This window comes from Verticiella sediminum, assembly GCF_007558815.1.
Taxonomy (GTDB): domain Bacteria; phylum Pseudomonadota; class Gammaproteobacteria; order Burkholderiales; family Burkholderiaceae_B; genus Verticiella; species Verticiella sediminum.
In genome coordinates this window covers 171262-197382 of record NZ_VLTJ01000022.1, presented here as the reverse complement: position 1 = coordinate 197382, position 26121 = coordinate 171262, and the positions used below count along the sequence as shown (strand labels likewise).

Sequence of the window (26121 nt, the reverse complement as noted above, 5' to 3'; positions counted from 1 at the left end):
GCGGCGTCAACGATGGGTCAGGCGGGAAAGCCCTGGCCTTGCTCGGCCAGGCGCACGAGCAGGGGCGCGGGTTGCCACGACGGGTCCGCACCGGGCTCGGCGGCGAACTGGCGCAGCTTGCGCACCACCTCGGGCAGGCCCACCTGTTCGGCGTAGTGCATCGGGCCGCCGCGCAGCGCCGGGAAGCCGTAGCCGTTGAGGTACACCACGTCGACGTCGGAGGCCCGCGCGGCGATGCCTTCCTCCAGGATGCGCGCCCCCTCGTTGACCAGGGCGTACATGCAGCGCTCGATCACTTCGGCGTCCGACACCTTGCGCGGCGTGATGCCCTGCTCGGCGCGGAACTGCTGGATGAGCTTCTCGACTTCGGGGTCGGGAATCGGATCGCGCTTGCCCGGTTCGTAGCGGTACCAGCCCGCGCCGGTCTTCTGGCCGAACCGGCCCTGTTCGCAGATCAGGTCGGCCACCACGCGCTTGTAGGCGCCGGGGTTCTCGGCGGCGCGGCGCTTGCGGCCGGCCCAGCCGATGTCCAGCCCGGCGAGGTCGCCCATGCGGTACGGACCCATCTTCAGGCCGAACTTCTGCAGCGCGCCGTCGATCTGCTGGGGCAGGGCGCCCTGGTTGAGCAGATCGCTCGCGGCGGCGCCGTAGCGGGCCAGCATGCGGTTGCCGATGAAGCCGTCGCACACGCCCGAGACCACCGCGATCTTCTTGATGCGCTTGGCCATCTGCATGGACGTGACGAGCACGTCGTCGGCCGTCTTGGCGCCGCGCACCACTTCGAGCAGGCGCATGACGTTGGCCGGGCTGAAGAAGTGCAGGCCGATGACGTCCTGCGGGCGCCGGGTGAATTCGGCGATGCGGTCCAGGTTGAGCGCCGACGTGTTCGAGGCGAGGATGGCGCCCGGCTTGATGATCTCGTCGAGCTGGCGGAACACCTGTTCCTTGACGTCCATGCTCTCGAACACGGCCTCGATGACCAGGTCGACGTCCTTCAGGTCGCCGTAGGACAGGGTGGGCTGGATGCGCGCCATGCGGGCGTCCAGTTCTTCCTGGGTCAGCTTGCCCTTCTTGAGGGTGTTCTCGTAGTTGCGGCGTATCGTAGCGAGGCCGCGATCGAGCGCTTCCTGCGAGGTCTCGAGCAGCACGACCGGGATGCCGACGTTCACGAAGTTCATCGTGATGCCGCCGCCCATGGTGCCGGCGCCGATGACGCCGACTTTCTCGATCCGGCGCGGTTTGACGTCGGCGCCGATGCCCGGCACCTTGGCCGCTGCGCGCTCGGCCTGGAAGATGTGGCGCATGGCGCGCGACTCGGGCGAGTTCATGAGCTGGGCGAACAGCTCGCGCTCATGGCGCAGGCCTTCGTCGAAGGGCTTGCTGGCGCTGGCCGCGACGGCTTCGACGCACTTGAGCGGAGCGGGTGCGCCCTTGGCGGCGGCGCCCACCATGTTGCGGGCGAACTGCAGGTAGGCCTCGTGCGCGGGATACTCGACCTTGAGATCGCGCAGGCGCGGGTAGGGGCCGGGCTTGGCCGCGGCCTTGTCGGCGAACGCAACCGCGGCGTCGACGACATCGCCCTCGGTGACTTCGTCGATGAGCTTGCTGCCGGCGAACTTGGCGCCCGGCACGACGGCGCCGCCCACCACCATGTTGAGCGCATTCTCCAGCCCGATCGCGCGGGGCAGGCGCTGGGTGCCGCCGGCGCCGGGCAGCAGCCCGAGCTTGACCTCGGGCAGGCCGAGCTTGGCGTCGGCACGGGCGACGCGATAGTGCGCGCCCATGGCGAGCTCGAAGCCGCCGCCCAGGCAGTTGCCGCCGATGGCGGCGACGACCGGCTTGGCGCTGTCTTCCAGCGCGCGGATGACCATCGGCAGATTGGGCGCGCTGGCCGACTTCGGCGTGCCGAACTCGCGGATGTCGGCCCCGCCGGAGAAGTCGGCGGCATAGCCGGTCAGCACGATGGCCTTGACGGCGGCGTCTTGCTGCGCTTGCTCGAGCGCGGCCAGGATGCCGCTGCGCAGCGCCCACGACAGCCCGTTGACGGGCGGGTTGTCCATTCGGATCACGGCCGTCTGGCCGCGCACTTCGTAATGCACGTTCTGCATCGGGGTGGTCTCCGGGGAGAGTCGGAAAGCGTGTCCGGCGGCGCGAGACGCCGCGCGGTAGGGGGTGTTATTCTTTGGCTTGTTCCGGCATACGGAACTTAATTCCGAATTGTCAGGTATGGTAGCAGAGGATGACTCGTCGACAAGCCCCGGTTCTGCAAGGTGGAACGCAACCTGGCGTAGACCCCGGCCAGGACCGCGATTTCGTGGTGGCGCTGGCCCGCGGGCTGAGCGTGCTCTCGTGTTTTCGCTCGGGCAACCGGGCCATGGGCAACCAGGAGCTGGCCGAGCGCTGCGGCTTGCCGAAATCCACCGTGTCGCGCCTGACCGCCACGCTGACCCGTCTGGGCTACCTGGTCCATAGCCGGGAAACCGGCAAGTACCAGTTGGGCATGGCGGCGCTGTCGCTGGGCAGCGCGATGCTGGCGCGCATGGACATCCGCAAGACCGCGCGTCCGCTGATGCAGGAGCTGGCCGACTTTTCCGGTGCCATGGTGGCGCTCGGCGTGCGCGACCGGCTCTCCATGCTGTATGTGGAGTGCTGCCGCAGCGCCGCGGCGCTCACGCTCAGCCTGGACGTGGGTTCGCGCATTCCGCTGGCGACCTCGGCCATCGGCCGGGCCTGGCTGGCGATGGCGCCCAGCGCCGAGCGCGACGACGTGTACGAACAGGTGCGCGCGCTCGATGACGTGGCCTGGCCGCGCGTGCGTCGCGGCATCGAGACCGCGCAGCGCGAGTACGCGACGTATGGCGTGGCCTGTTCGTTCGGCGAATGGCAGTCGAGCGTGCACGGCATTGCGCGGGCCTTCCAGCCCGGCAACGGCATGCCGCTGATGGCCATCAACTGCGGTGGCCCGGCGGGCAGCCTTTCTCAGGCGTTCCTGCTCGATGAAGTGCGGCCACGCCTCATTGCCCTGACCCAGCAACTGGAGGCCGTGGGCGTCGGTTGAGCGGCGCGCACGCCGCCGGGCGGCCGATCCCGCGCCCGGCGAATCCCGGCGCCATGCAGGCCGCGAGGTGGGCCGGGCCGGCGCTCGGGCTCGTGGTCAATCCCACAAACGGGGGAGGCAGCAAACGCATGCTCCGGGCATAATGCGAACTCGTGTTGCAGCTTGTAGCAGGCCGGATGCGTGTCTTTGGGGGGCCCATGCCCAAATTGGGATTGGAGATGGAAATGGTCGTCGCCGCGCGGGCCACGGGGCGCAGCCAGGGCGTGCGGCGCTATTTCGAGGCCATGGCGGCGCGCAAGGCCGAGCGCGGGGTGCCGGCGCGCATCAAGCAACTGGACGGGCGCGAGATCGCCGTGCGCTCGCCCGGCGTGGACAGCGGGCTGGACAATGCCTTCAACCACCTGGAAAGCGCGCTCGGCCCGGTCGAGGGCGAGCAGGCGCTGGCCACGCTCTACGCCTGGGCCCAGACCGAGATCGCCGACGTGCTGCACGCGCTGCGCAGCGACGGGGCGGTGCTGCTCAACGCGTCCGAGCATCCGGACACGCCGCTGGACGATGCTTTCTACCGGGCGATGCGGGCGCCCAAGCCGATCTACGACGATTGGACTACCTATCGCGGCTGGCAGCACCGGGTCGGCATCGACGCCAAGGCGCAGAACGGTCCGACCCTGGGTGTGCCGGCCGAATGCGGTGTGCAGGCGCTGAACACCGTGCTGGGCCTGGCGCCGGCGGCGATCGCGCTGTTCGCCAACAGTCCCCTGGAGGGCGGCCGCGAGACCGGCCTGCAGGAAAACCGGCTGACGATCTGGTCGCGGATGTTCGCGCAGGCGCGTTTCGCGGGCGACCGATGGCTGGCCGAGCTGCCGCCGGCGCCCTTTGCGGATCTGGGCGCCTACTTTCACTGGGTGTATGGCGAAGGTACGACCATGCATTGTGTCCCGGCGCACCACAATCCCGACTACAAGGGCACGCGCCAGACCTGGCGTCCGGATGCGCCGCAGTCCCTGTACGCCTTCCTGGGCGGCGAGCAAGCCCCGGCGCATGCCACCGATACCGGCGAGCGCGGCGTGCTCGCGCCCTGCGCCTCGCATTTCGAGTACCTGCAGTTCTCGCACTTCCTCGATGCCCGCTTCCGTTTCCGGTTTGCGCGCATGCCCGAACTGGCGGCGCTGCGCGAAGCGTGGGCGCAGCCTCAAGGCATCGAGAAGCTGATGCAGGCCTGCGGCGCGGATTGCTACATCGAGGGCCGCGCGCCCGGCGCCAACTTCTGCGATGCGGCGGCGCTGGCGGACATGGGGCCGCTCGCCTGGACCGCGGTGATCGCGCCCTCGGCGCTGCAGCTCGGCCTGTTGCGCAACCTGGAGGAGGCGAGCCGGCTGGTGTCGGACTGGGGCTGGGCGCGCCTGCGCGATCTGCGCGCGCGCGCCATTCGCCATGCGCTGGCCGACGACGATCTGCATCGCCTGGCCGGCGAAGTGCTCGCCGTGGCCCGAGCGGGGCTGGACGAGGGGGAGCGCGCCTGCCTGGGCTACGCGCAATGGGCCTGGGCGAACCGCCGCACGGGCGCGGATCGTCAGCTCGAAACCTGGCGCGGCACACCGGGCGATGCGGATGCGCGGCTTGCGCGCTTCGTGCAAGCCCATTCGGTGCTGCCGCCGCCCTGAGGCCGGATCAGCGTTCGCCGCCGATCGTGTCGTAGACCTCGTCGGACGCGAGCAGGATGTCGATGGGCGGATCGAAGCCGATGATCTCGGCGGTCTTGAGATTGAGCGCGATCTCCGCGGGCGAGAGCCACACCTGGCTCAGTTCGCGCGGCTTGGCGCCGTGCAGGATGCGCGCGATGGTCTCGGCGTGGAACAGCCCCACCGGCAGATAGCCGGCCTGCGCCATGCTCATCAGGACACCGCGCCGCACTTCCTGCGAGCCCAGCATCGAGAAGCTCGGGGTCTCGTTCTTGAGCAGCGCGTCGACGATGGCGCCCAGCGAGTTGGCGCTCACGCCGCGGTGCGTCGTGATGTAGACCGCATCCACCTGCGGCGCGATCTGCGCATAGCACGCGATCGCGCGTTCCTCGGCCTCGGTCACGCTGACGTCGTTGAACGGGGCGTGGCAGGTGCGCACCGAGAAGCCGATCTGCGCGGCCATTTCCTCGACGGCGTCGACGCCGCCGAAGGTGCGCCCCTCGGGGCTGTCTTCGTACACGATGCCCAGTGTCTTGAAGGGCAGAAGCTCGTGAAACAACTGGACCTGGCGCTGGTAGCGCTTGGGCTCGACCTTGGCGTGGATGTGGTCGTACCCGCTGTCCTCGGCGCTCGCCACGATGTGCGAGGCGATGGGGTCGCTGGTGGAAGCGACGATGGTGGGCACCGACACCTTGTCGTTGGCCATGTCCTGCCCGGCCCAGGTGCCCATGGCGATCACCAGGTCGAGGTCGCGCTGGGTGTTGACGCGCTCGTAGAGCGCTTCGCGGGTGGCCGGGCGCTGGGCGGCATCGAAGTTGCCCGCGCTGTAGTAGCCGTCGGGCACGAACGCGACGTAGGGGCTGTCCACTGTCTTGGCGAGGTAGTCCCAGATCTCGCGCGACGTGTGCTGCTCCGGGTCGGGCAGCTCCAGGTTCTCGATCCAGTTCAGGGTGATGAGGCCGCGCACGATCGCCACCAGGATCACCGGGTAGTCGGCATAGTCGCCGCCCTGCAGGTAGCCGAGGCGCCAGGGTGCGCCGTCCGGGCGGGCCACCGGGGTGACGGGGAAAATGCCGCGGGTGCTGTTGGTCTCCGACGCCTGGGAGACGCTGGGCGGCTCTTCGGGCGGCGTCCTGGGCTGCGCCTGGCCGGCGTGGGGCAGGGCCAGGGCCGCAGCGCTGGCCAGCAGGCACATGCAGCGACCGAAGCGCTGGAGCGTAAGCAGGAGATTCATACGGGTATCTCGTCGATGGGGCGGCGTCGGACGACGATCATCGTAATGTCGTCGGCCTGTTCCATGCCACCCGCGAAGTGTTCCACGTCCTGTTGCAGGGCATGGGCCAGGCTGGCGCTGTCGGCCCCGGGCGGCAGGCCGGCGAGCGCGTCGAGCGCGCGCTGCTCGCCGTAGAACACACCGTCGCGGTTTTCCGCCTCGGTGATTCCGTCGGTATAGCCGAGCAGGGTGGCACCGGGCGCCAGGACCGCCTGGAACTGGCGGTATGCCATGCCGGGCGCGATGCCGCAGGCCGGTCCGCTGCGCCCGGCCAGTTCGCGCACCGCGCCGTTCTCGCGCAGCCAGGGCGCCGGGTGGCCTGCGTTGGCGTAGGCGAGTTCGCCGCTTTCCAGGTCCAGTACGCCGACGAACAGCGTGACGAACATGAGGTTCGGGTTGTTCTCGCTCAGGCGTTCGTTGATGGCCTCCATCAGCTTGCCCGGCGTGGATTCCTGGACCGCGGCGGCGCGCACCACGGTGCGTGTGATGGCCATGAACAAGGCGGCCGGCACGCCCTTGCCCGAGACGTCGCCGATCACGAAGCACAGGCGTCCGTCGGCCAGCAGGAAGTAATCGTAGAGATCGCCGCCGACCTCCTTGGCCGCCACCATGCTCGCGTAGAGATCCACGCGCCGGGTGGTGTCCGGCTCCAGGGCCACCGGCAGCAGGCCGAGTTGTATGTCGCGGGCGATCGAGAGTTCGCTCTGGATGCGCTCGCGCAGCGTGGTTTCCTGCATCAGGCTGCGCACGTTGGTGCGCAGTTGGCGCTCCATCGACAGAAAAGTGTGCGCCAGGCGGCCGACTTCGTCGCGATGCCGCTCGGGTAGCGCCTCGATCTCGGGCGGCGTGGGCCGGTGCTGCAGCAGCTCCTGCTCGGGCAACTCGCGTGCGTAGGCGGTGAGCAGGTTCAAGGGACGGATCAGGCGGGTGGCGAAGACCCAGGCGAGGAGCAGGGCCACGCCCAGCATCGCCAGGAAGATCGTGCCCTGGGTGTGCAGCAGGCGCTGCGCCGGCTGCAGCAGATCGCTGCGCGGCACGGCGGCGGCGATGTACCAGTCGAGGGCATTGATGCGCGCGCCGCCCACTTCCCATATCGCGTCGGGGGCGTCGGCGGGGGCGAAGGTGAAGCCCGCCGCGGCGCGCTCGGCGTCGGCGGCGAGCAGGCTGCGCACCTGCTCGCCCTGGGCGTTGCTGGCGGCCAGCAGGGCGGTGCCGTGGGCGGGCGGCGCCACCACGATCCTGCCCGCGCCGTCGAACACGAATATGAACCCCGAGCGCGCCAGTGCGAGACTCTGCGCGGTGGCCGCCACGGTATCGGTCAGCTCCTCGCGCTGACGGCGCACGGTCTCTTCGACCGTGCCGGCGGGCATCGACACCGCGACCACCCAGTCCCAGGGCGCGAAGTACGAGAACAGCCCGAAGTGCAACTGCCCTTGCGCGTCGTCCGGCGGCCACTCGTACACCGCATAATGTTCCGGGCTGCCGAGCCGGAACGGGTGGGCGGCGAAGGGCTCGCCCTTGAAGTCGCGCAGGCCCTGCACGCTGGCGCCGTGCAGGCGTGGGTCGGCATGGCTGAGCAGTTCGAGCGAGCGGTCGTACACCATCACCTGCACGCCCTGGCCGCGGGGCAGGCCTTCGACCCAGTCGAGGGCGCTGCGGCGGGCGCTCGCGTCGTCCAGGGTGCCGGCCCGGGCCAGGGCGACGAAGCGCGCGAGCGTGGTGTCGATGAGCTCGTCGTATTGCTCCAGCCCGGCGCGGTAGGTACGGACGGTGGCGATCTTCTCGCGCAGCAATTGCCGATTGCGCGCCCGCACATCGGTGGCCAGCAGCTCCAGAACGTTGCGTGCTGCCCTCACTTCGGCCTGATACACGGTGTCGGTCACCGCACGCTGCGAGACGAGCATGACGAAAGCGGCGAGAAGCGCCAGAATGGCCGCTACGAGCAGAAACACCCGGGTTCTCAACGAGGTCGTCATCCTGTATGCGTACGCCATGGGGCCGGAGGGATCGAAGCCGGGATCATAGGCTCGTGTAGTCAGTACTAACAAGAGGAAAAACTTGGTATGGAACGCCAGGAAGGCCCGGCCGCCCGCTCCGCGCGGCGGCTCATCGCATTCGAGATGCTCGGTGCCTGCTTGGCCATATTGGTGGTGGCCCAGGCTTTCATCGGCATGCTCGGCCTGGCGTCCTTCAGCCGCCTGGCCACCGACGCGACGGTGGAACGTGTCGCCTTGCTCGCGCGCAGCACGGCCGCGCAGATCGAGAACGGTCTGCGCCTGGGCAAGCCCATGGCGCAGTACACGGGCCTGGCCAGGCTGCTCGAGGACACGATCCAGGGGCAGCAGGACGTGGTGCGCATCTCGGTCATCCTGCCCGACGGCCATGCCCTGGAGGCCATCGGCCAGCCCCGCTCGCCTCACGGCGGGCTGAGCCGGGCGGTGGCCGGCGCCGGCGCCGAGCCTCCGGGCATGCGCCCGCTGGCCGACGGCGGCGGCACGCTGTCCCTGCCCGACCGGATCGGCGTGTCCGTGCCCTTGCGCCTGCGCGATGGCGCGGTCGCGGGCGCGCTCACCCTGTGGGTCGACGCCGCCGCGCAGCAGGCCAGCGAACGCGCCTTCCTGAAGCACAGCGCGGGCGTGCTCGCGCTGACCACCGCCGGGGCGGCGCTGCTGCTGGTCCTGGTGCTGCTGCTCGTGCCGCCGGGCGAGGGCACCGGGACCCGCCGCCTGGCGCTTCCGCTGGCCGCGATGCTGCTGGCGCAAGGCCTTTACGCGCTGGACGCGACCACGTCGTTTCGCAGTGCCTGGCTGGAGTCGACGCGGGGCAACGTCGTCCTGCTGGCCGAGCGCACCCAGCGCGATCTCGCCCGCGTGTTCGAGATGGGCGTGGACCTGGAGCGCGTGCGCGGTATGGACAGCCTGTTCCAGCGCCTGGCCGGCAGCCTGCCGGCGATCGATGCCGTGATCCTGCGCGACGCCCAGGGCAGGGTGATGGGCGCGGCCGATGCCGCCGGCCCGCTGGACCGCGGCGCGCTGCCCGTCGGTGTGCCGGTGGCCGACGACATGCGCGTGGTGCTGCCGCTGGCGGTGGGCGGCGAGGCCGGCGCGCGCCGCGTGGGGACGCTGGAAGTGACGGTCGACGCCAGGGTGGTGGCGGCCGGGGTGCGCGCCCGTGTCCTCGACGCGGCGACGGTGGCCCTGATCTCCGCTATCGCCGCCTTCGAAATGTTCCTGCTGGTCATCGTGCTCGTCACCCGGGCGCGCGGCAGCGCCGCCGTGCCCGCCATGACCAGCACCCGCGCCGAGGACGTGGCCCGCATCGCGCGCCCGCTGATGTTCGGCTTCCTGTTCGCCTGGGCGCTGCCGCTCAGTTTCCTGCCGCTCTATGCGGGCACTTTGCGCGTCTTGTTCCTCGGCCTGCCCGAGAGCATCCTGATGGCCCTGCCGATCTCGGCCGAGATGCTGTGCGGTCTCTTCGGCGCGCTGCTGGCCGGCCGCCTGACCGACCGCCGGGGCTGGCGCTCGGCGGTCGTCGTGGGGCTGTGCGTGGCCGGCGCCGGCTCGTTCGCCAGCGCGATGATCCAGCATCTGGAAGTCTTCGTGCTGACGCGCGGCCTGGTCGGCCTGGGCTACGGGCTGGCGTGGATGGGCCTGCAGGGGCTGGTCGTGAGCCGCAGCTCGCCGGTGTTCCGCGGACGCAACATGGCCTGGCTCATCGCCGGGCTGTTCGCCGGCCACCTGTCGGGCACGGCGGCGGGGGCCATGCTGGCCGATCAGGTGTCGTATCGCCCGGTGTTCGTGGTGGGCGGCCTGCTCATGCTGCTGCCCTTGCTGGGCGTGATGCTCCTGCGCACGCGTCCGATCGCCGGGCCGGCCGCCAAGACGCGGCCCGGCAGTTTGCCGGTGGCCGCCGACCGTCCGGTGTCGCGCGTGCCGCCGCCGCGCGGGCGCTGGGCCGACCTGCGTTCGCTGATCCTGAGCCGCGACTACGGCGCGCTGCTGGCGGGCAGCATCGTGCCGTTCTCGATCGCCCAGGTCGGTCTGCTGTACTTCGCGCTGCCGCTGTACCTGCAGGCGCTCGGGGTGGCGGCTTCCAGCATCGGCCGCGTCCTGATGCTGTACGGCCTGTGCATCATCTACCTGGGGCCGGCGGTGGGCCGCCTGGTCGACCGTTCGCCGCACAAGAAGCCCTTCATCGCCCTGGGCGGGCTGCTGGGCGGCCTGGGCATGACCTACCTCTATTTCGACCACAGCCTGCTCGCGGTCTCCGTCGCCGTCTTCCTGCTCGCTCTCGGTAGCTGCTGGTGCGGCGCGGCCCAGACCTCATGGATGTTGTCGCTGCCGCGCGTACAGGACTACGGGCCGGGCGCGGCGACCAGCATCCTGCGCGCCGCCGACAAGTTCGGCCAGATGGTCGGCCCGCTCTTCGTCGGCTCGCTGTTCACCATCGTCGGCATCAGCGCCGGCCTGGCCATCACCGGCGTGTTCTACGTGTGCGCCACGCTGATGTTCATCGTCCTGTCCGCCGGCCGCCCGGTGCCGCGGCCGGAGGGCGAGGGCTAGCCCAGGAGAGGCTCCCCTCCGGCCGCTGCGCGGCCACCTCCCCGAGGGAGGCTGCGCGGCTCCTTCGGAGCGGCCGGGCGGCGCCGCGCTTACCCCCGCGCTAAGAAAAGTGTCTTCATGCGAAGGCGCTGTCCGTGCGGGCGTCGGAAAGCAAAATCGGATGCATCCGATTTTTCATTTTCCACCCTGCGGGGACGTACCCACGCAGCGGGGCGGAGGGGCGTCTCGGCGAATGGCTGCCTTCGGTACACAGACTTGCTCCGCCACAGCTTAGCGCGGGGGTAAGCGCGCGCCCGCGCGGCCGCCCGGAGGGCGCGCGCCGCCTCCCCTTGGGGAGGTGCCCGCGCAGCGGGCGGAGGGGCTCCTCTACGGCAGCTCTGCCGCCGGCTCGCCTTCGCCTTCCTTCTTGGGCGGCTTCTTGATCATGTCTTCGCGCTTGACGCCCATCCACATGGCCAGGCCGGCGGCGACGAAGATCGAGGAGTAGATCCCGAACCAGATGCCGACGGTCAGCGCCAGGGCGAAGTAGTGCAGCGAGGGGCCGCCGAAGAAGAAGATCGACAGCACCATCAACTGCGTGGAAGCGTGTGTGATGATGGTGCGCGACATCGTCTGGGTGATCGCGCTGTCGATGGTTTCTTCGACCGTGGCCGTGCGCTGCTTGCGGAAGTTTTCGCGGATACGGTCCATGATGACCACGGACTCGTTCACCGAGTAGCCCAGCACGGCCAGCACCCCGGCGAGCACGGCCAGCGAGAACTCCCACTGGAAGAAGGCGAAGAAGCCGAGGATGATGACCACGTCGTGCAGGTTGGCGATCACGCCGGCCAGGGCGAACTTCCATTCGAAGCGCAGGCCGAGGTAGATCACGATGCCGACGACCACGAACAGCAGGGCGAGCAGGCCGTCGTAGGCGAGCTCCTTGCCGATCTGCGGGCCGACGAATTCGACGCGGCGCAGCTCGACGGCGGGGTCGGCCTTCTGCAGCTCGCCCATCACCGCCTGGCTCTGCGCGGCCGCGTTCTGGCCCTCGCTGGCGGGCAGCCGGATCATCACGTCGCGCGAGGTGCCGAAATTCTGCACCTGAAAGTCGGAGTACCCCATGCTCGAGAGCGTGCTGCGCACCGAGTCGAGCTGCGCCGCCTGCGGGTAGTTGACCTCCATCACCGTGCCGCCGGTGAATTCGATCGACAGGTGAAAGCCGCGGGTGGCGATGAAGAACACCGCGACGACGAAGAAGGCCAGGCTGATCAGGTTGAGGACCAGCCGGTGCCGCATGAAGGGAATGCTGCGGCGGATGCGGAAGAATTCCATGTCAGCGCTCCTTGGGTTTCCAGACCTGGCCGATCGAGATCTTCTTGAGGTGGCGCTGGCGGCCATACCAGAGGTTGGCGAGCGCGCGCACGCCGATCACCGAGGAGAACATCGAGGTGAGGATGCCCAGGCAGTGCACGACGGCGAAACCGCGCACCGGGCCCGAGCCGAAGGCGAGCAGGGCGACGCCCGCGATCAGGGTGGTGACGTTGGAGTCCAGGATGGTGCCCCAGGCCCGCTCGAAACCCAGGTGGATCGCCTGCTGGGGCGAGGCCCCGGCCCGCAGCTCCTCCCGTATGCGCTCGTTGATGAGCACGTTGGCGTCGATCGCCATGCCCAGCGTGAGCGCGATGGCGGCGATGCCGGGCAGGGTGAGCGTGGCCTGCAGCATCGAGAGCAGGGCGACCAGCAGCAGCAGGTTGAAGGCCAGGCCGATCACCGAGAACACGCCGAAGAGCGCGTAATACAGCATGATGAAGATGGCGATGGCGACGAAGCCCCACAGCGTGGCGTTGAAGCCCTGGCTGATGTTGTCGGCGCCCAGGCTCGGGCCGATGGTGCGTTCCTCGATGATCTCCATCGGCGCGGCCAGGCTGCCGGCACGCAGCAGCAGGGCGATGTCGTTGGCCTCGCGGGTGGTCATGCTGCCGGAGATCTGCACGCGGCCGCCGCCGATCTCGGTCCGGATCACCGGCGCCGTGACGACTTCGCCCACGCCTTTCTCGAACAGGATGATGGCCATGCGGCGCCCGACGTTGTCACGCGTCACGTCACGGAATACGCGGCTGCCCTTGGAATCCAGCGTCAGGTGCACGGCCGGCTGCTGGCGGTCGTCGAAGCCCGGCTGGGCGTCCTGCAGGTTCTCGCCGGTCAGGATGACGGTGCGCCGCACCAGCACCGGCGCGCCGCTGGTGTCGTTGTAGCGTTCCAGGCCGAAGGGAACGGTGCCGCCCGCGAGCGCCGATTGCGCGGCGGGCGAGTCGTCGACCAGGCGGATCTCGAGGGTGGCGGTGCGGCCGAGGATCTCCTTGGCCCGGGCGACGTCCTGCACGCCGGGCAGTTGCACGACGATGCGGTCGGCGCCCTGCTGCTGGATGACGGGCTCGGCCACGCCCAGCTCGTTGATCCGGTTGTGCAGGGTGGCGATGTTCTGCTTGAGGGCGTTGTCCTGGACCGTGCGCATCGCCTGCTCGGACAGCGCGCCGGTGATGACGACCTGATCGCCGCTGCCGGTGGTGGACAGTTGCAGGTCGGGGACGCGGCTGCGGATCGCGTCTTCGGCGCGGGCCGCCTCGGCCTGGGGCACGCTGGCGGTCACCGACATGCCGGAGCGCTCCACGCGGTCGGCGCGCAGGTTGGCCTGGCGCAGCGCCGCGCGCACGTCGGTGGCCATGGTGTCGTAGCGGCCCGACAACGCGCCCTGCATGTCGACCTGCAGCAGGAAGTGCACGCCGCCGCGCAGGTCCAGGCCGAGGTACATGGGGTTGGCGTTGAGCGCGCTCAGCCAGGCGGGCGAGGCGGGTAGCAGGTTGAGCGCCACCACGTAGCCGGGGTCCGCCGGGTCGGGGTTGAGGGAGCGTTCGATCAGGTCGCGCGCCTGCAGTTGCGTGTCGGTGCTCTCGAAGCGTGCGCGCACGCTGCCCACCGGGCCGTTCTGGTCGAACTGCATGCCGGTGTGTGCGATGCCCGCCTGGGAGAGCAGCTCTCCGACGCGGTTCATCATCGACTGGTCCACACGCACGGTGGCCTTCGCGCTCGAGACCTGGACGGCGGGGGATTCGCCGAAGAAATTCGGCAGCGTGTAGATCAGGCCGATCACGAGGGCGACCGCCACCGTGAGGTACTTCCAGAGGGGGTAACGATTCACAGAAGCATTCCTGCAGACGACAAACCCGGCAGGGCGCCGGGCTCAGGTACCGGCCGCTCGGCGCGCCGGGCGGTGCGCGGGGCGAAGCCGCGCGCGCGCGCGGCCAACCCGGTTGGTCTTTACAGCGCCTTGAGGGTTCCCTTGGGCAGCAGGGTGGACACGGCCACGCGCTGCATGGTCACCTCGACCGGACGGCCGGCTTCGCTGCCGATCTCGAGAGTGATGTAGTTGTCCTTCACGTCGATGACCTTGCCGCAGATGCCGCCGGCGGTGATCACTTCGTCGCCCTTGGCGAGCGCGGCGACCATGTTGCGGTGCTCCTTCTGCTTCTTCATCTGGGGACGGATCATGAGGAAGTACAGGATCACGAACATCAGGATGATGGGCAGCATGCCCATCAGCGCGTCGCCGCCGCCGGCGGTCTGTGCCACGACGGTCAGGGAAATATCGGAAAGGCTCATCTCTCGTCCTCAGGGGTGAAGGTGGGGAGTGTAGGAACGCGGCCTTGCGGCAAGGTTCCACCCAGGCGCAAGGCTGATCTCGAGCGCAGCGCGCCCGGGTCGCGGAAAAAGGTAGCCGACGATTATAGGTTAACCCGGGCGCATCGCCGCCGAATGCGCCGGACACTGCCCCTTGCGCCATGCCGCAGCGCGCTCACGCCGCGCTCTTGCACAGGTTGCCGTTCAGCAGCGAGGCGTAGCTGACGCCGTCGCGCTCGAGCATGCGCGCGGTCGACTGGTAGGAGCGCTCCACCACACGGTGCAGGGATTTCCAGTCGAGCAGGCTGACGTCGTCCGACACCGATTCGACGAGATAGTCCACCATCCGGCAGGAGTGCTGGGTCTGGTGCATGCTGCTGATGGTGGCCGTGCGCGACATCACGCTGAAGATGTTGACGGGCCCGCTGCGCATGTCCCGCATCAAGCGCCAGGTGCTCATCGACTCGATGTTCTCCATGGCGGAAATGAAGCGCGAGTCGACGCGCACGTTGGAGCCGACGACGCAGCCGCGCTCCATGTCGCGCATGACGTCCACCGGGAAGTTGTTGGTGATGGCGCCGTCCACGAGGACGTGGCCGTTGGCGATGACCGGCGGCAGGATGCCGGGCAAGGCCGAACTCGCCCTGAGCGCGCGCCACAGGCGGCCCACGCGATGCACGTGCGCACGCCCCATCGTCAGGTCGGAGGACACGCAGAAGAACGGCCGCCACATGCGCTCGATGTCGAGATCGCCGAACGCGGATTCCAGTCGCTTGGCCACCAGGCGGCCCCGGACGATCGAGATCAGCGGCAGGGTGTAGTCGCGCATGGGGCTGCTCATGGCAAACAACTGGTGCAGGCGCTCGAGAAGGTGCTCGATACTCCACTTGCAGGCGATGCCCGCGCCAATGATGGCGCCCATGCTGGTGCCGCCCGTCATGTCGATGGGAATGCCCGCCTCCTGGAAGGCCTTCACCACGCCCAGGTGCGCGAAACCGCGCGCGCCGCCGCCGGCGAACACCATCCCGACGGCCCGGCCGACCAGAAAGCGCGCCAGGAAGTCGCCATCGGCGGGATTGCCGGCCCGGATATGCAGATGGGCGTCGATATCCTCGCGCCCGACCCAGTGCGCGGGCATCTGCGCGCTCCCGGCGTCGGCGGGATGCACGAGGACCAGGTCGATGGTGGGCCGCTGCCCGGGGCCGCAGAGCGCCATGATGTCGGGCTCGGGCAATGCTGCGGCAGCCGGTTCCTGGAGGATCACCACCCGATCGCAATTCGCGATCGCCATGCCCGTCCATTCAGGGTCGGACGGCGAGGTGACGAGAAAGACCACGTCGCTCACCGCCTCCATCGCCGACAGGGTTTCGCTTCTGGCCGGCCGGTCGGCGGGCGTGACCAGTTCCACCGCCAGGCGCTGCTCGGCCAGATAGCCGGCCATGCCCCGCACCAGGGGCTCCAGATCCATGCCTTGCGAGGCGGCCACGAAAGCGATCACGCTGCATTCGCGCTTGGCGGCGCCTGCTCGCAGACCACGCATCAGCCAGCGGTTGACATGGCGGGTGACGCGCAGCAGCCCCTGGTGCGATGACTCGAGAAACCGGACGAAGGCGCGCTCGGGAATCCGCAGGACGACGCTGTCGCGCGCAGCGGTGGCGCGTACGAGCGGCGGCACACCGCACAGGGCGCCGAGCGCACCGATGAGGTCGCCCGGCTCGATCCGGGCCATCGCGCCCAGGCCGCCCGGCGTCCAGGCAAGCTCCGTGGACAAGCTGCCGCTGCGCAGGATGCAGACAGCCCGCACCGCCGATCGGCCGTCCAGGGCCAACTGGCCGCGCTCGAACGACGCCCATTCCGCGCCATCCAGCAAGAGCGCCAGTTCCTGCTCAGGGACGTCCTCGAACACTTCCAGGAACGCCAGCCAGCGCAACACCTGCGGGCGCTCCGCCTCGCCGACGGGCCGGGTGCCACCGCGGATCACGAGTTTCTTGTCGGCCATCCGCGGCTACGCCATGCCGAGGACGGCGTCGGGCGGACGGGCCCGCACGTCCAGGAAACGATCGATCTCGCGCCATACCATCGAGCGCGGTTCGTCGCGCTCGCACAGGAGTTCGTGGCGGGCTCCCGGGATCTCGACCAGACGGCCCGCGGGCAGCGCGCCGACGAACCGACCGATGGCGGCGTTGTCGACGATCCGCTCCTGCTGCGCCACGAAGACCAGCAGCGGGATCCGGAGCTGCCGGGCGAAGCCGGGCGCATCGGTCAGCGCCGTCGAGCGCAGCGCCGCGCTCAGCCAGCCCCACGTGACCCCGCCCAGGCGCGACTCGGGATCGTCCTCGAGCAGGCGCTGCAGCCGCGCGAAACGCTCGGGGCAACTGGTCAGCGGGTTGTCGTCGAACACCGGATGGCTGGCGGCCGGCCCCTGGCCCATCGCATAGGCGCCGGCGCGGCCCGTGGCGCACATCGCGCCGGCCAGCAGGCGGGCCAAGGGCCGGGGCAGCTTGCCGACGTGGAAAGCGACCATGGGGGCGCTGAACACCGCGCGCTGGAAATGGTGCTGATGGCCATGCAGAAAGCGCAGGCCGATATTGCCGCCCATGGAATGCGCGAGCAGCATGAGCGGCGCGCCGGCGGCGCCGGGCAGCACGCTGGTGGTGAGGTAGCGGTCGAGGTCGTCGACGAAGTCGTCGAAGCTGCCGGCATGTCCGCGCTCGGCGTCGTCCAGCAGGCGTTCCGAGCGCCCCTGTCCGCGCCAGTCCAGGGTCCACACGGCAAGACCGCGCTCGCGCAGCGAGGCAATGGTCTCGAGATACTTTTCGATGAACTCGGTGCGCCCGTTGAGCAGGAGCACGTGCCCCGCGGCGTCGGCCACCGGAAAGAACGCTGTGCGCACCCGCCGGCCGTCACGAGCGGTCAACCAGTTGACCTGCCCCCCTTGAGCGCAGATTGCGGCGCCGGCGGCGCCGTGCGCATCCCCTGATGCGACAGATGGCATGAGTGTCGCTCTCCGACGGATCGTGTTGAATCTTCTTGTCCGGCGCCGTACGGTCGCCGCCTGCCGACTGTATCAAAAGCGTGCGCGCCTGCCATCCGGGCAATCCTGCATGCCGTGTGCGATTCCTGGCGGCTCGCCTGTCGCCCCGCGCCCTGCCGGCCGGCGGCGCCCGCGACTGGTTGCGCTACACCCCGCGCGCGCGATCGGCGGCGAACCGGGCGCGCCATGACTCGAAAGTGCCGGCCGCGATGGCCTCGCGCATCTCGCGCATGATCTGCAGGTAGAAGTACAGGTTGTGCAGCGTGTTCAGCCGGGCGCCGAGAATCTCGTTGGCGCGCTGCAGGTGGTGCAGGTAGGCGCGCGTGAAGCGGGTGCAGGTCGGGCAGGCGCAGCTTTCGTCCAGCGGCGCGGTGTCGTCGCGATAGCGCGCGTTGCGGATCTTGATGTCGCCGTAGCGGGTGAACAGCCAGCCGTTGCGCGCGTTGCGCGTGGGCATGACGCAGTCGAACATGTCCACGCCGTTGGCCACGCCTTCGACCAGGTCCTCGGGGGTACCGACGCCCATCAGGTAGCGCGGGGCATCCACCGGCAGGCGCGGGGCGACGTGCGCGAGGATGCGCAGCATGTCTTCCTTGGGTTCGCCCACCGACAGGCCGCCGATGGCGTAGCCGTGAAAGCCGATGTCGACCAGGCCGGCGAGCGACTCGTCGCGCAGCCCCTCGAACATGCCGCCCTGCACGATGCCGAAGAGGGCGTTGGGGTTCTCCAGTGCCTCGAAGCTGTCGCGCGAGCGCTGGGCCCAGCGCAAGGACATGCGCATGGAACGCGCGGCTTCCTCCTGGGTGGCTGGACGCTCGCCGATCTTGTAGGGCGTGCACTCGTCGAACACCATGGCGATGTCCGAATCGAGCGCGCGCTGGATGCGCATGGATTCCTCGGGGGTGAGGAACAGCCGCGCGCCGTCGATGGGCGAGGCGAAGCGCACGCCTTCCTCGGTGATCTTGCGCATGCCCTGCAGGCTGAACACCTGGAAGCCGCCCGAGTCGGTGAGGATGGGCCCGGGCCACTGCATGAAGCCATGCAGCCCGCCATGCGCCTGCATGATCTCGGTGCCCGGGCGCAGCCACAGGTGGAAGGTGTTGCCCAGGATCACCTGCGAGCCGATCTGGCGCAGCTCCACCGGATCCATCGCCTTGACCGAGCCGTAGGTGCCGACCGGCATGAACATCGGCGTGTGCACTTCGCCGTGGTTGAGCAGCAGCCGCCCGCGCCGCGCCTTGCCGTCGGTGGCGAGCAGTTCGAAGGTCAGCCCCGGACGCGAGGAGGAGGCGAGAGGAGTCGTGTGGGTCATGGTCGTGAGTTCACTGGCCGGCGCCGCGCCCCGGATCATTCGCAGAATGGTCCCCGCCGGCGGCGGGCGCCCCCTCGGGGGGCAGCGCAGCCCGCGAGAGCGGGCCAGCGTGGGGGTCGTCCCCGCCGCCGCCGGGCCGCCCCAAGGCGGCGGGCGCCCCCTCGGGGGGCAGCGCAGCCCGCGAGAGCGGGCCAGCGTGGGGGTCGTCCTCCTCCGCCGCCGCCGGGCTTTCGATCAGCATGGCGTCGCCATAGCTGAAGAACCGATAGCGCTGCGCCACCGCATGCGCATAGGCGCGCTGGATGGGCTCTACGCCGGCGAAGGCCGAGATCAGCATCAGCAGGGTCGACTCGGGCAGGTGGAAATTCGTGACCAGCGCGTCGACGACGCGAAAGCGGTAGCCGGGCGTGATGAAGAGCCGGGTGTCGCCCTGGTACGGTTCGGCCAGGGTGCGCTCCGGCGTGCCCACGGCGCCGGCGGCCGATTCGAGCGCGCGCACGCTGGTCGTGCCCACCGCGATGACCCGGCCGCCCCGGGTGCGGGTGCGCCGGATCGCTTCGACGGTCTCGGCGGGCACCTGGTAGCGCTCGCTGTGCATGACGTGCTCGTCCAGGTTCTGCGTGCGCACCGGCTGGAAGGTGCCGGCCCCCACGTGCAGGGTGACGTAGGCGCGCGCAACGCCCAAGGCGTCGAAGCGTGCAAGCACGGCGTCGTCGAAGTGCAGGCCGGCGGTGGGCGCGGCCACCGCGCCCGGCTCGCGCGCGTAGACCGTCTGGTAGCGGGCGTCGTCGTCGGCCTCGGCGGTGTGCGCGATGTAGGGCGGCAGCGGCGTGGCGCCGTGCGCCTCCAGCAGTTCCAGCACGGGCGCGGGAAAGGCGAGTTCGAACAGCTCGCCGTCCCGGCCCAGCACCTCGGCCTCGAAGGCGTCGGCCAGGCGCAGGCGCGTACCGGCGCGCGGCGACTTGCTCGCCCGGACATGAGCGAGCGCGCGCCGCTCGGCGGTGATGCGTTCGACCAGCACTTCCACCTTGCCGCCGCTGGCTTTCTCGCCGCGCAGCCTGGCCTTGATGACGCGCGTGTCGTTGAAGACGAGCAGATCGCCTGGACGGGCGAGTTCGAGCAGGTCCGGAAACCGGCGATCGTGCAAGGCGCCCGCGGCGTCCAGGTGCAGCAGGCGGCTCGCCGCGCGTTCGGCCGCCGGGTGCTGGGCGACGAGTTCGGGCGGCAGGTCGTAGTGGAAATCGGCCAGGGTCAGCCTGGAAGTCATGGCGAAGCCGGCGCACGCGCGAGGCGCCTGCCGTGGAGAGTGGCGGGGGAAAGCCGGCATTCTACCCGAGCCGCGGCTGCGCCCGCTGGTGTGGAACTGCGGCGGCTTTCACATACAATCGCTGCAGAACGCGGCCAGATCGCGGCATGACCACCGGCTGAAGCGCAAGCCTCTCCCTGCAGGGCGAGGGCTAGCGAGGCAAGCCCATCCCGGCGCCGAAGGCGCCCCCCATTTTGTGGCGAGGAAGCTGCCGCCTTCAGGCGGGAGCGACTCACGCTGCCGCGGCGCGTCCTCCTCATCAACGACGGCATCGACCATGAACCTCATTCTCTGGCGGCATGCGCAGGCCGAAGACGGCCGCCACGACATGCTGCGCAAGCTGACACCGCACGGGCGCGAGCAGGCCCGGCGGGCCGGCGCCTGGCTGCGCGCGCACCTGCCGCACGACACGCGCATCATCGTGAGCCCGGCCGTGCGCGCCTGTGAGACCGCGGACGCGCTCGGGCGCAGCTACGACGTGGTGCAGGCCGTTGCGCCCAATGCCGAGGCCGGCGCCGTGCTGAAGGTTGCCGGCTGGCCGGAGGCGGGCGGGACGGTGCTGGTGGTCGGCCATCAGCCTACCCTGGGCCGCGTGGCCTCGCTGCTCATGACGGGGAGCGATCGCTACTGGTCGGTGCGGCGCGCCGGTATCTGGTGGCTGACCCACCCCGACGAGATCGAGGACGACGGCACGCGCGGCGTGGTCGTGCGCACGGTCGTCGACGCCGACCTGCTCTGAGCCCCTGGGGATCAGCGACGGGTTCTGGAAAGAACGAGCCCGGCGGCGCCTCGCGCTGCCCGGCGGGCCCGGGGCCGACCATCCAAGGCGGCGCGGCGGGCCAGCGCCCGCCGCCCTCTCATTGCGCGTCGATGGTCAGCTTGTGGCCGGCCTTTGCCCACTCCTCGGCTTCGCTGCGCAGACTGTAGTCCGTGAGCGGATGTTCGGCGAGCCAGTCGGCCTGCACCTGCAGATGCACCTGCTTCTTGCCGAGGACGGCGCGCAGCGGCGGTGCGGGCAGGTCCTCGCGGCGCCGGCAGAGCAGGCAGCCCAACCGCAGGCAGAGCAGGGCCAGCCAGTGCTGCGGGCTCAGGATCTTGAATTCGGGACGAGTGAGCTTGCCGTAATGCCCCAGGCAGAGCGTGGCGAGCAGTTGCTGTTCCGAACTGGAGAATCCCGGCATGTCGGCGTGGCCGAGGATGTAGGCGGCATGCGTGTGATGGCTGCTGTGCGAGATGGACAAGCCGCACTCGTGCAGCTCGGCGGCCCAGCCCAGAAGCTGCGCCACCTCGTCCGCGTCGGCGCGCTGCCCGCTCTTGTCCGTGACGTCGCGATAGAGCGCCAGGGCGCTCGCCCGCACCCGCGCGGCCTGCGCCTGGTCCACTTCGTAGCGCACCATGAACTGGCGCACCGTATGGGCGCGCTTGTCCTGCTCGGCCTCGCGTCCCAGCAGGTCGTAGAGCACGCCCACGCGCAGCGCGCCGTCGGCGGTCTGCATGGTCTCGATGCCCAGTTCGTCGAAGGCCGCGCGCATGATGGCGAGCCCGCCGGGCAGCACGGCGGCGCGGTCGGGCTTGATGTCGAGCAGCTTGGCGGCGTCGACCGAGCCTGCGTCGATCAGGCGCTCGCGCAGACGGTGCAGGCCTTCCCGCGTAATGCCGGCCTCGGACAGGCCGGTGGCGGGCAGGATGGCGGCCAGCGCCTTGGCCGTGCCGGAGGAGCCATAGGCGGCCGTCCAGCCCAGGCGCCGGTACGTCCGGGCGATGCCCTGGACTTGCTCGCGCGCGGCCAGTTCGGCGCGCAGCATGCGGTCGCGGTCGACCCGTCCGTCCGGGAAGAAGCGGCGGCTGTAGCTGACGCAGCCCATGGGCAGCGATTCCATCAGCTCGGGCTCGAAGCCCGTACCGACGATGCATTCCGTAGAGCCGCCGCCGATGTCGACGATGAAGCGCCGCTCGGGCGAGCCCGGCAGGGAGTGGGCCACGCCGGCGAAGATCAGGCGGGCCTCTTCGCGTCCGGCGATGACTTCGATCGGAAAGCCGAGTGCGGCTTCGGCGCGGCGATGCAGTTCCTCGACGTTGCGGGCGACGCGAAACGTGTTGGTCGCCACCGCGCGCACGCGGTCCGGATCGAAGCTGCGCAGGCGTTCGCCGAAGCGCTCGAGCACGGCGACCGCGCGCGCGATGGTGGCTTCGTCGAGCACCTGGTCGTCGTCCAGGCCGGCGGCCAGGCGCACGGTCTCCTTCAGGCGGTCCACTTGATAGACCTGGGGGACGCCGTCGTCGTAGACGACACGGCCGATGGCGAGGCGAAAGCTGTTGGAGCCTAGATCGACGCCGGCGAGCATGTGGGTCATGGGCATGGGGTAAACCCCGGGGCGAGCGTGAAGTGCGCAGTGTAAAGCCTGGCGGCCCGGCGTGGCGGGCGGCGAGGTGCGATGAAATCCGCGCACTGAGCGTGCCGGCGCACGGCGCTGCGGCTATGGTGGGTTCTTGCCACCGGAGCCCGCCATGTCGCCATGTCTCGCATGCCCCCGCTTGCCGCTACGTCCCGCCACGGAGCGCCGTCATTCGTCGCGCAGGGCCAGTGCCCGCGCGTACAGGGCATCGCGCGGCAGGCCGGTGATGCGCGCGGCGATCCGTGCCGCATCGCGCACGCTCACCGCGTCGAGCAGGGCGCGCAGGGTGTCGTCGGCCGCGCCGGCCTCCTGCGCCTGGGCGGGCGGCGCTTCGTGCACGATGAGCACGAACTCGCCCTGGCTGCGCTTGGCCTGCGCGGCGAGCCAGGCCGGCGCCTGCGCCAGCGGCAGCGTCGCCACTTCCTCGAAGCGCTTGGTCAGCTCGCGCGCCAGCGTAAGCTCGCGGCCCGTACCGCACACACGGCCCAACTCGTCCAGGGTGGCGGCCAGCCGGTGCGGGGATTCGAACATCACCACCGGCGCGGGCAGGGCGCACCAGCGCGCGAGCCAGGCCGCGCGGGCGGCGGCCTTCGCGGGCACGAAGCCGGCGAAGGCGAAAGCCGGGTTCTCGTCGGAGGTTGCGCCGCTGGCCATCAGCGCGGCGATCACGGCGCTGGGGCCGGGCAGCGGGACGACGCGGTATCCGGCCTGCTGCACGGCGCGCACGATGCGCGCGCCCGGGTCGCTCACGGCCGGCGCGCCGGCATCGGACACCAGGGCCACCCGCGCGCCCGCGGCAAGGCGCTGCACAATGGCCGCCGCCGCGGCGGCTTCGTTGTGGCGATGGGCCGCCATCAGCGGTGTGCCGATGCCCCAGGCGTCGAGCAGCGCGCGGCTGGTGCGGGTGTCCTCGGCGGCGATCACGTCCACGGTGCGCAGGGCATGCAGCGCACGCAGGCTGAGATCGCCCAGGTTGCCGATGGGCGTGGCCACCACGTACAGCGTCGCGGGCGGCCAGTCCTGCAGGGCAACCTGTTCGGCCTGGCGGCGCCAGGCGGCCAGCGCGTCGGCGGCGGTCGATTCGGGGGCGTGCGTCGTCATGGCGCAAGCATAACCGGCCCGGGTTCGAGGCATGCGCCGGCGCAAACGCTCCAGCGGTTCCAGGGACGCGGACGATCGCAGCGATCCTGGCGATTCCGGCAGCTCCGGCAATTGCGGTCATGCCAGCCCTGCCGACCACCCCGGCCGCAGCGCGCTCGTTGCGGCACCGGACCTGGCCTACGCGCTCGCCCTGCGGGCGCAGCGCAAGGCCAGGCGTCGCCGCCGGCGCGAGCTCGCCATGGCGGCCCAGCCGGCCGCCGTGTCGGCCACCCAGCGGCAGGGCGAACTCGCACAGGCGCGGGCCCGGGCGCATCTCGAGGCGGCCGGCCTGGTCTGCGTGGCGCAGAACCTGCGCGCACGCACGGGCGAACTGGATCTCGTCATGCGCGACGGCGAGCACCTGGTGTTCGTCGAAGTGCGCGAGCGTCGCGGCGGCAGCCACGGCGGCGCGCTGGCCAGCGTGGGCTGGGACAAGCGCCGGCGCCTGATGCGCACCGCCCAGGTGTTTCTGCAGACGCTGTGGCGCGGGCCGGTGCCCGCCTGCCGCTTCGACGTGGTCGCCCTCGAAGGCGAGGCCCTGCAATGGGTGCGCGGCGCTTTCGACGAGACGGGAAATGTCTAGGGCCGTCGACGCCATGTCCCTCGCGCTCGGCGCGTTCACGCGTCCGCACCTGGCTTTTCCGCCGGCATCGCTCTGCGTTCCCTGCGCGACGCGTTCATCCCCCGGCGCGCAACGCCGTGTGCGTGAGATAATCCCGCGCTATGGACCTGACCTCCCGTTTCAACACGCATTTTCGGGACGCCATTGCCCTGTTCGAGCAATGCGCGACCGAGCTGTCGGCGCCCACGGCCGCCGCCGCCGAGGCCTTGTTCCTCGCGCTTTCCAGCAATTGCAAGATTCTCGCTTGCGGCAATGGCGGCTCGGCCGCCGACGCCCAGCATTTCGTGGCCGAACTGGTCGGCCGCTTCGAGCGCGAACGCCTGCCGCTGGCCGCCGTGGCGCTCAATACCGACACCGCCATCCTCACCGCCGTCTCCAACGACTACGGCTACGAGGACGTGTTCGCGCGCCAGGTGAATGCGCTGGGCCAGCCGGGCGACGTGCTGGTGGCGATCTCCACCAGCGGCAATTCGCCCAGCATCGTGCGCGCGGTCGAGGCCGCGCAGGAGCGCGAGATGGTCGTCATCGCCCTCACCGGGCGAGGCGGCGGGCGGCTGCGCGGGATGCTGAGCCCGCATGATTTCCATTTGTGCGTGCCGCACGATCGCACGATGCGCATCCAGGAGGTTCATTCGCTCCTGGTCCATCTGCTGTGCGATGGCATCGATGCGCAGTTACTCGGGGATGCTTGATGGTGTGTGAAGTGGCAGTGATGAAGCAAGGGGGTGCCATGCGCGCTGGTGGCCGGATGCTGGCGTTGGCGGCCCTGGCGGCCGCGCTCTCCGGGTGTGTGCCGGCGCTGATGGGCGGCGCGCTGGTGGGTACGACGGTGGTCGCGACCGACCGGCGCAGTCCGGGCATCCAGGTCGAGGACCAGGCCATCGAGATGCGCGTGCGCGATGCGGTGGACAAGGAACTGGGCGAGAAGGCGCAGGTGACGCCGTCGTCCTACAACCGGAGCGTGCTGCTGGTGGGCGCCGTGGCCGACGAGGCGAGCAAGGCGCGCGCCGAGCGCATCGCCGCCGGGCAGCAGAACGTGGGTGGTGTCATCAACCGGCTGATCGTCGGCCCGGCGCGCACGGTCTCGCAAGGTGCCAACGATAGCTGGATTTCCGGCCAGGTGCGCACTCGCCTGATCGGCACCTCGGGGCTGCCGTCCAACAGCTTTGCCATCACCACCTTCCGCGGCGTGGTGCACCTGCAGGGGCGCGTTTCCAAGCGCGAAGGCGACATGGCCGCGCAGGCCGCGGCGCAGGTACGCGGCGTCGGCAAGGTGCTCACGTTCTACGAGTACATCAGCGAAGACGAAGCGGCACGCACCACGGCCGTGCAGCAGCCGGCGCAGACGCCGGCGCCGGCCACCACGGGCACGCCGATTTCCGAGCTGAGTTCGCCCGCCGGCGGCACGCCCGCCGCGTCTACGCCCGCACCGGTGGACACCGGAGCGGCCCAGGTCATTCCCATCCCGCGCGCCCCCTGAGGGCGCCGCATCGCAAGGACGCCCGCACCATGTCCGGCCTTCCTCGTACGCTCGCCACGCGCACCGACCGCCGCCAGCGCGGTGCGGCCAGGCACATCGTTGTCCTGATTCTCGCCGTGGCGGCGGCCATCGGCGGCTGGTTGTTGTTCGCCCCGGCCGAGCGCGCGCCGGACGTCGCCTTCGCCGCCATCGACGGACGCAAGATCGGCACCGAGGATCTGCGCGGCAAGGTCGTCCTGGTGAACTTCTGGGCCACCAGTTGCGTCACCTGCGTGAAGAAGATGCCGATGATCACGGAGTCGTACGAAACCTACCGGGATCGCGGCTACGAGGTGCTCGCCGTCGCGATGTCCTACGACCCGGCGAATTACGTGCTGAACTTCGTCCAGACGCGCAAGCTGCCGTTCACGGTGGCGCTCGATCCGGTCGGCGAGGTGGCCAAGGCTTTCGGCGACGTGCGCCTGACGCCCACCTCCTTTCTGATCGACCGCGAGGGGCGGATCGTCAAGCGCTACCTGGGCGACGTGGACCAGAAGCTCTTCTTCGCGGACATCGAGCGGGCGCTGGCGTCCTGAACGTCGCTGCGGTGCCGGCGA

At 70.2% G+C, this 26121-nt stretch carries 19 protein-coding genes and 1 pseudogene; 8 read left to right on the top strand and 12 right to left on the bottom strand.

The window, feature by feature from the left end; genetic code table 11:
- Nucleotides 1-17: 17 nt before the first annotated feature.
- The gene (locus tag FOZ76_RS11635) at nt 18-2108 is read right to left on the bottom strand and encodes a 3-hydroxyacyl-CoA dehydrogenase NAD-binding domain-containing protein (RefSeq protein ID WP_143948416.1); all 2091 of its coding nucleotides are present in this window, start codon (nt 2106-2108) and stop codon (nt 18-20) included.
- A gap of 131 nt (nt 2109-2239) precedes the next feature.
- On the opposite strand from FOZ76_RS11635, the gene FOZ76_RS11630 reads away from it, so the two are divergent.
- Entirely contained in the window at nt 2240-3058 is an 819-nt protein-coding gene (locus FOZ76_RS11630) for an IclR family transcriptional regulator (protein ID WP_143948415.1), read from the top strand.
- Between the two features lie 197 nt (nt 3059-3255).
- Nucleotides 3256-4722, top strand: coding sequence for a glutamate-cysteine ligase family protein (locus FOZ76_RS11625; RefSeq protein WP_143948414.1), 1467 nt, complete (start codon nt 3256-3258; stop codon nt 4720-4722).
- 7 nt (nt 4723-4729) lie between these two features.
- On the opposite strand, the gene FOZ76_RS11620 is transcribed toward FOZ76_RS11625, so the two are convergent.
- A complete protein-coding gene (locus FOZ76_RS11620; RefSeq protein ID WP_246129446.1) occupies nt 4730-5974 on the bottom strand; it encodes an ABC transporter substrate-binding protein in 1245 nt (414 codons plus the stop codon).
- Nucleotides 5971-7989, bottom strand: coding sequence for a SpoIIE family protein phosphatase (locus tag FOZ76_RS11615; protein ID WP_170235404.1), 2019 nt, complete (start codon nt 7987-7989; stop codon nt 5971-5973). The genes FOZ76_RS11620 and FOZ76_RS11615 overlap by 4 nt, the downstream gene beginning before the upstream one ends.
- 87 nt (nt 7990-8076) lie before the next feature.
- Here FOZ76_RS11615 and FOZ76_RS11610 point away from each other — a divergent pair, with 87 nt between their 5' ends.
- Entirely contained in the window at nt 8077-10575 is a 2499-nt protein-coding gene (locus tag FOZ76_RS11610) for an MFS transporter (RefSeq protein ID WP_143948412.1), read from the top strand.
- Between the two features lie 366 nt (nt 10576-10941).
- Here the strand turns inward: FOZ76_RS11610 and secF are convergent, their stop codons facing one another.
- From secF to queA, 7 genes and pseudogenes are all read right to left on the bottom strand, one after another.
- On the bottom strand, nt 10942-11889 hold the full coding sequence (secF, locus tag FOZ76_RS11605) for a protein translocase subunit SecF (protein ID WP_143948411.1): 948 nt from the start codon (nt 11887-11889) through the stop codon (nt 10942-10944).
- 1 nt (nt 11890) lies between these two features.
- The gene (gene secD, locus FOZ76_RS11600) at nt 11891-13756 is read right to left on the bottom strand and encodes a protein translocase subunit SecD (protein WP_143948410.1); all 1866 of its coding nucleotides are present in this window, start codon (nt 13754-13756) and stop codon (nt 11891-11893) included.
- A gap of 119 nt (nt 13757-13875) precedes the next feature.
- Nucleotides 13876-14217, bottom strand: a complete 342-nt coding sequence (yajC, locus tag FOZ76_RS11595; RefSeq protein WP_143948409.1) for a preprotein translocase subunit YajC — start codon at nt 14215-14217, stop codon at nt 13876-13878.
- Nucleotides 14218-14410: 193 nt separating this feature from the next.
- A complete protein-coding gene (locus FOZ76_RS11590; RefSeq protein WP_143948408.1) occupies nt 14411-16234 on the bottom strand; it encodes a patatin-like phospholipase family protein in 1824 nt (607 codons plus the stop codon).
- Nucleotides 16235-16240: 6 nt separating this feature from the next.
- A complete protein-coding gene (locus FOZ76_RS11585) occupies nt 16241-17152 on the bottom strand; it encodes an alpha/beta fold hydrolase (RefSeq protein ID WP_170235403.1) in 912 nt (303 codons plus the stop codon).
- A 262-nt stretch (nt 17153-17414) separates the two neighbouring features.
- Entirely contained in the window at nt 17415-18581 is a 1167-nt protein-coding gene (gene tgt / locus FOZ76_RS11580; RefSeq protein ID WP_143948406.1) for a tRNA guanosine(34) transglycosylase Tgt, read from the bottom strand.
- A gap of 220 nt (nt 18582-18801) precedes the next feature.
- A pseudogene (queA, locus tag FOZ76_RS11575) lies at nt 18802-19848 on the bottom strand (tRNA preQ1(34) S-adenosylmethionine ribosyltransferase-isomerase QueA); the annotation flags it as partial.
- A gap of 316 nt (nt 19849-20164) precedes the next feature.
- On the opposite strand from queA, the gene FOZ76_RS11570 reads away from it, so the two are divergent.
- Nucleotides 20165-20626, top strand: coding sequence for a SixA phosphatase family protein (locus tag FOZ76_RS11570; protein WP_143948405.1), 462 nt, complete (start codon nt 20165-20167; stop codon nt 20624-20626).
- 118 nt (nt 20627-20744) lie between these two features.
- On the opposite strand, the gene ppx is transcribed toward FOZ76_RS11570, so the two are convergent.
- Nucleotides 20745-22241: an exopolyphosphatase gene (ppx, locus tag FOZ76_RS11565; RefSeq protein WP_143948439.1), complete on the bottom strand. Its 1497-nt coding sequence runs from the start codon at nt 22239-22241 to the stop codon at nt 20745-20747.
- Nucleotides 22242-22451: 210 nt separating this feature from the next.
- Nucleotides 22452-23384, bottom strand: coding sequence for a 16S rRNA (cytidine(1402)-2'-O)-methyltransferase (gene rsmI / locus FOZ76_RS11560; RefSeq protein WP_143948404.1), 933 nt, complete (start codon nt 23382-23384; stop codon nt 22452-22454).
- A gap of 31 nt (nt 23385-23415) precedes the next feature.
- On the opposite strand from rsmI, the gene FOZ76_RS28280 reads away from it, so the two are divergent.
- From FOZ76_RS28280 to FOZ76_RS11540, 4 genes are all read left to right on the top strand, one after another.
- Complete coding sequence (locus FOZ76_RS28280) at nt 23416-24006, top strand: YraN family protein (protein ID WP_342781874.1); 591 nt, start codon at nt 23416-23418, stop codon at nt 24004-24006.
- A gap of 140 nt (nt 24007-24146) precedes the next feature.
- Nucleotides 24147-24737 (top strand): phosphoheptose isomerase, encoded by a 591-nt coding sequence (locus tag FOZ76_RS11550; RefSeq protein WP_143948403.1) that lies wholly within the window; start codon nt 24147-24149, stop codon nt 24735-24737.
- Between the two features lie 20 nt (nt 24738-24757).
- Nucleotides 24758-25525: a BON domain-containing protein gene (locus FOZ76_RS11545; protein ID WP_170235402.1), complete on the top strand. Its 768-nt coding sequence runs from the start codon at nt 24758-24760 to the stop codon at nt 25523-25525.
- Nucleotides 25526-25554: 29 nt separating this feature from the next.
- Nucleotides 25555-26100 (top strand): peroxiredoxin family protein, encoded by a 546-nt coding sequence (locus FOZ76_RS11540; protein WP_143948401.1) that lies wholly within the window; start codon nt 25555-25557, stop codon nt 26098-26100.
- Nucleotides 26101-26121 lie beyond the last annotated feature (21 nt).

What these genes read in the sequence shown, in the direction of transcription:
- FOZ76_RS11635 (WP_143948416.1), bottom strand. Translation starts at nt 2,108, where the DNA reads ATGCAGAACGTGCATTACGAAGTGCGCGGCCAGACGGCCGTGATCCGA.
- FOZ76_RS11630 (WP_143948415.1), top strand. Translation starts at nt 2,240, where the DNA reads ATGACTCGTCGACAAGCCCCGGTTCTGCAAGGTGGAACGCAACCTGGC.
- FOZ76_RS11625 (WP_143948414.1), top strand. Translation starts at nt 3,256, where the DNA reads ATGCCCAAATTGGGATTGGAGATGGAAATGGTCGTCGCCGCGCGGGCC.
- FOZ76_RS11620 (WP_246129446.1), bottom strand. Translation starts at nt 5,974, where the DNA reads ATGAATCTCCTGCTTACGCTCCAGCGCTTCGGTCGCTGCATGTGCCTG.
- FOZ76_RS11615 (WP_170235404.1), bottom strand. Translation starts at nt 7,989, where the DNA reads ATGACGACCTCGTTGAGAACCCGGGTGTTTCTGCTCGTAGCGGCCATT.
- FOZ76_RS11610 (WP_143948412.1), top strand. Translation starts at nt 8,077, where the DNA reads ATGGAACGCCAGGAAGGCCCGGCCGCCCGCTCCGCGCGGCGGCTCATC.
- secF (WP_143948411.1), bottom strand. Translation starts at nt 11,889, where the DNA reads ATGGAATTCTTCCGCATCCGCCGCAGCATTCCCTTCATGCGGCACCGG.
- yajC (WP_143948409.1), bottom strand. Translation starts at nt 14,217, where the DNA reads ATGAGCCTTTCCGATATTTCCCTGACCGTCGTGGCACAGACCGCCGGC.
- FOZ76_RS11590 (WP_143948408.1), bottom strand. Translation starts at nt 16,234, where the DNA reads ATGGCCGACAAGAAACTCGTGATCCGCGGTGGCACCCGGCCCGTCGGC.
- tgt (WP_143948406.1), bottom strand. Translation starts at nt 18,581, where the DNA reads ATGACCCACACGACTCCTCTCGCCTCCTCCTCGCGTCCGGGGCTGACC.
- FOZ76_RS11570 (WP_143948405.1), top strand. Translation starts at nt 20,165, where the DNA reads ATGAACCTCATTCTCTGGCGGCATGCGCAGGCCGAAGACGGCCGCCAC.
- ppx (WP_143948439.1), bottom strand. Translation starts at nt 22,241, where the DNA reads ATGACCCACATGCTCGCCGGCGTCGATCTAGGCTCCAACAGCTTTCGC.
- rsmI (WP_143948404.1), bottom strand. Translation starts at nt 23,384, where the DNA reads ATGACGACGCACGCCCCCGAATCGACCGCCGCCGACGCGCTGGCCGCC.
- FOZ76_RS28280 (WP_342781874.1), top strand. Translation starts at nt 23,416, where the DNA reads ATGCGCCGGCGCAAACGCTCCAGCGGTTCCAGGGACGCGGACGATCGC.
- FOZ76_RS11550 (WP_143948403.1), top strand. Translation starts at nt 24,147, where the DNA reads ATGGACCTGACCTCCCGTTTCAACACGCATTTTCGGGACGCCATTGCC.
- FOZ76_RS11545 (WP_170235402.1), top strand. Translation starts at nt 24,758, where the DNA reads ATGAAGCAAGGGGGTGCCATGCGCGCTGGTGGCCGGATGCTGGCGTTG.
- FOZ76_RS11540 (WP_143948401.1), top strand. Translation starts at nt 25,555, where the DNA reads ATGTCCGGCCTTCCTCGTACGCTCGCCACGCGCACCGACCGCCGCCAG.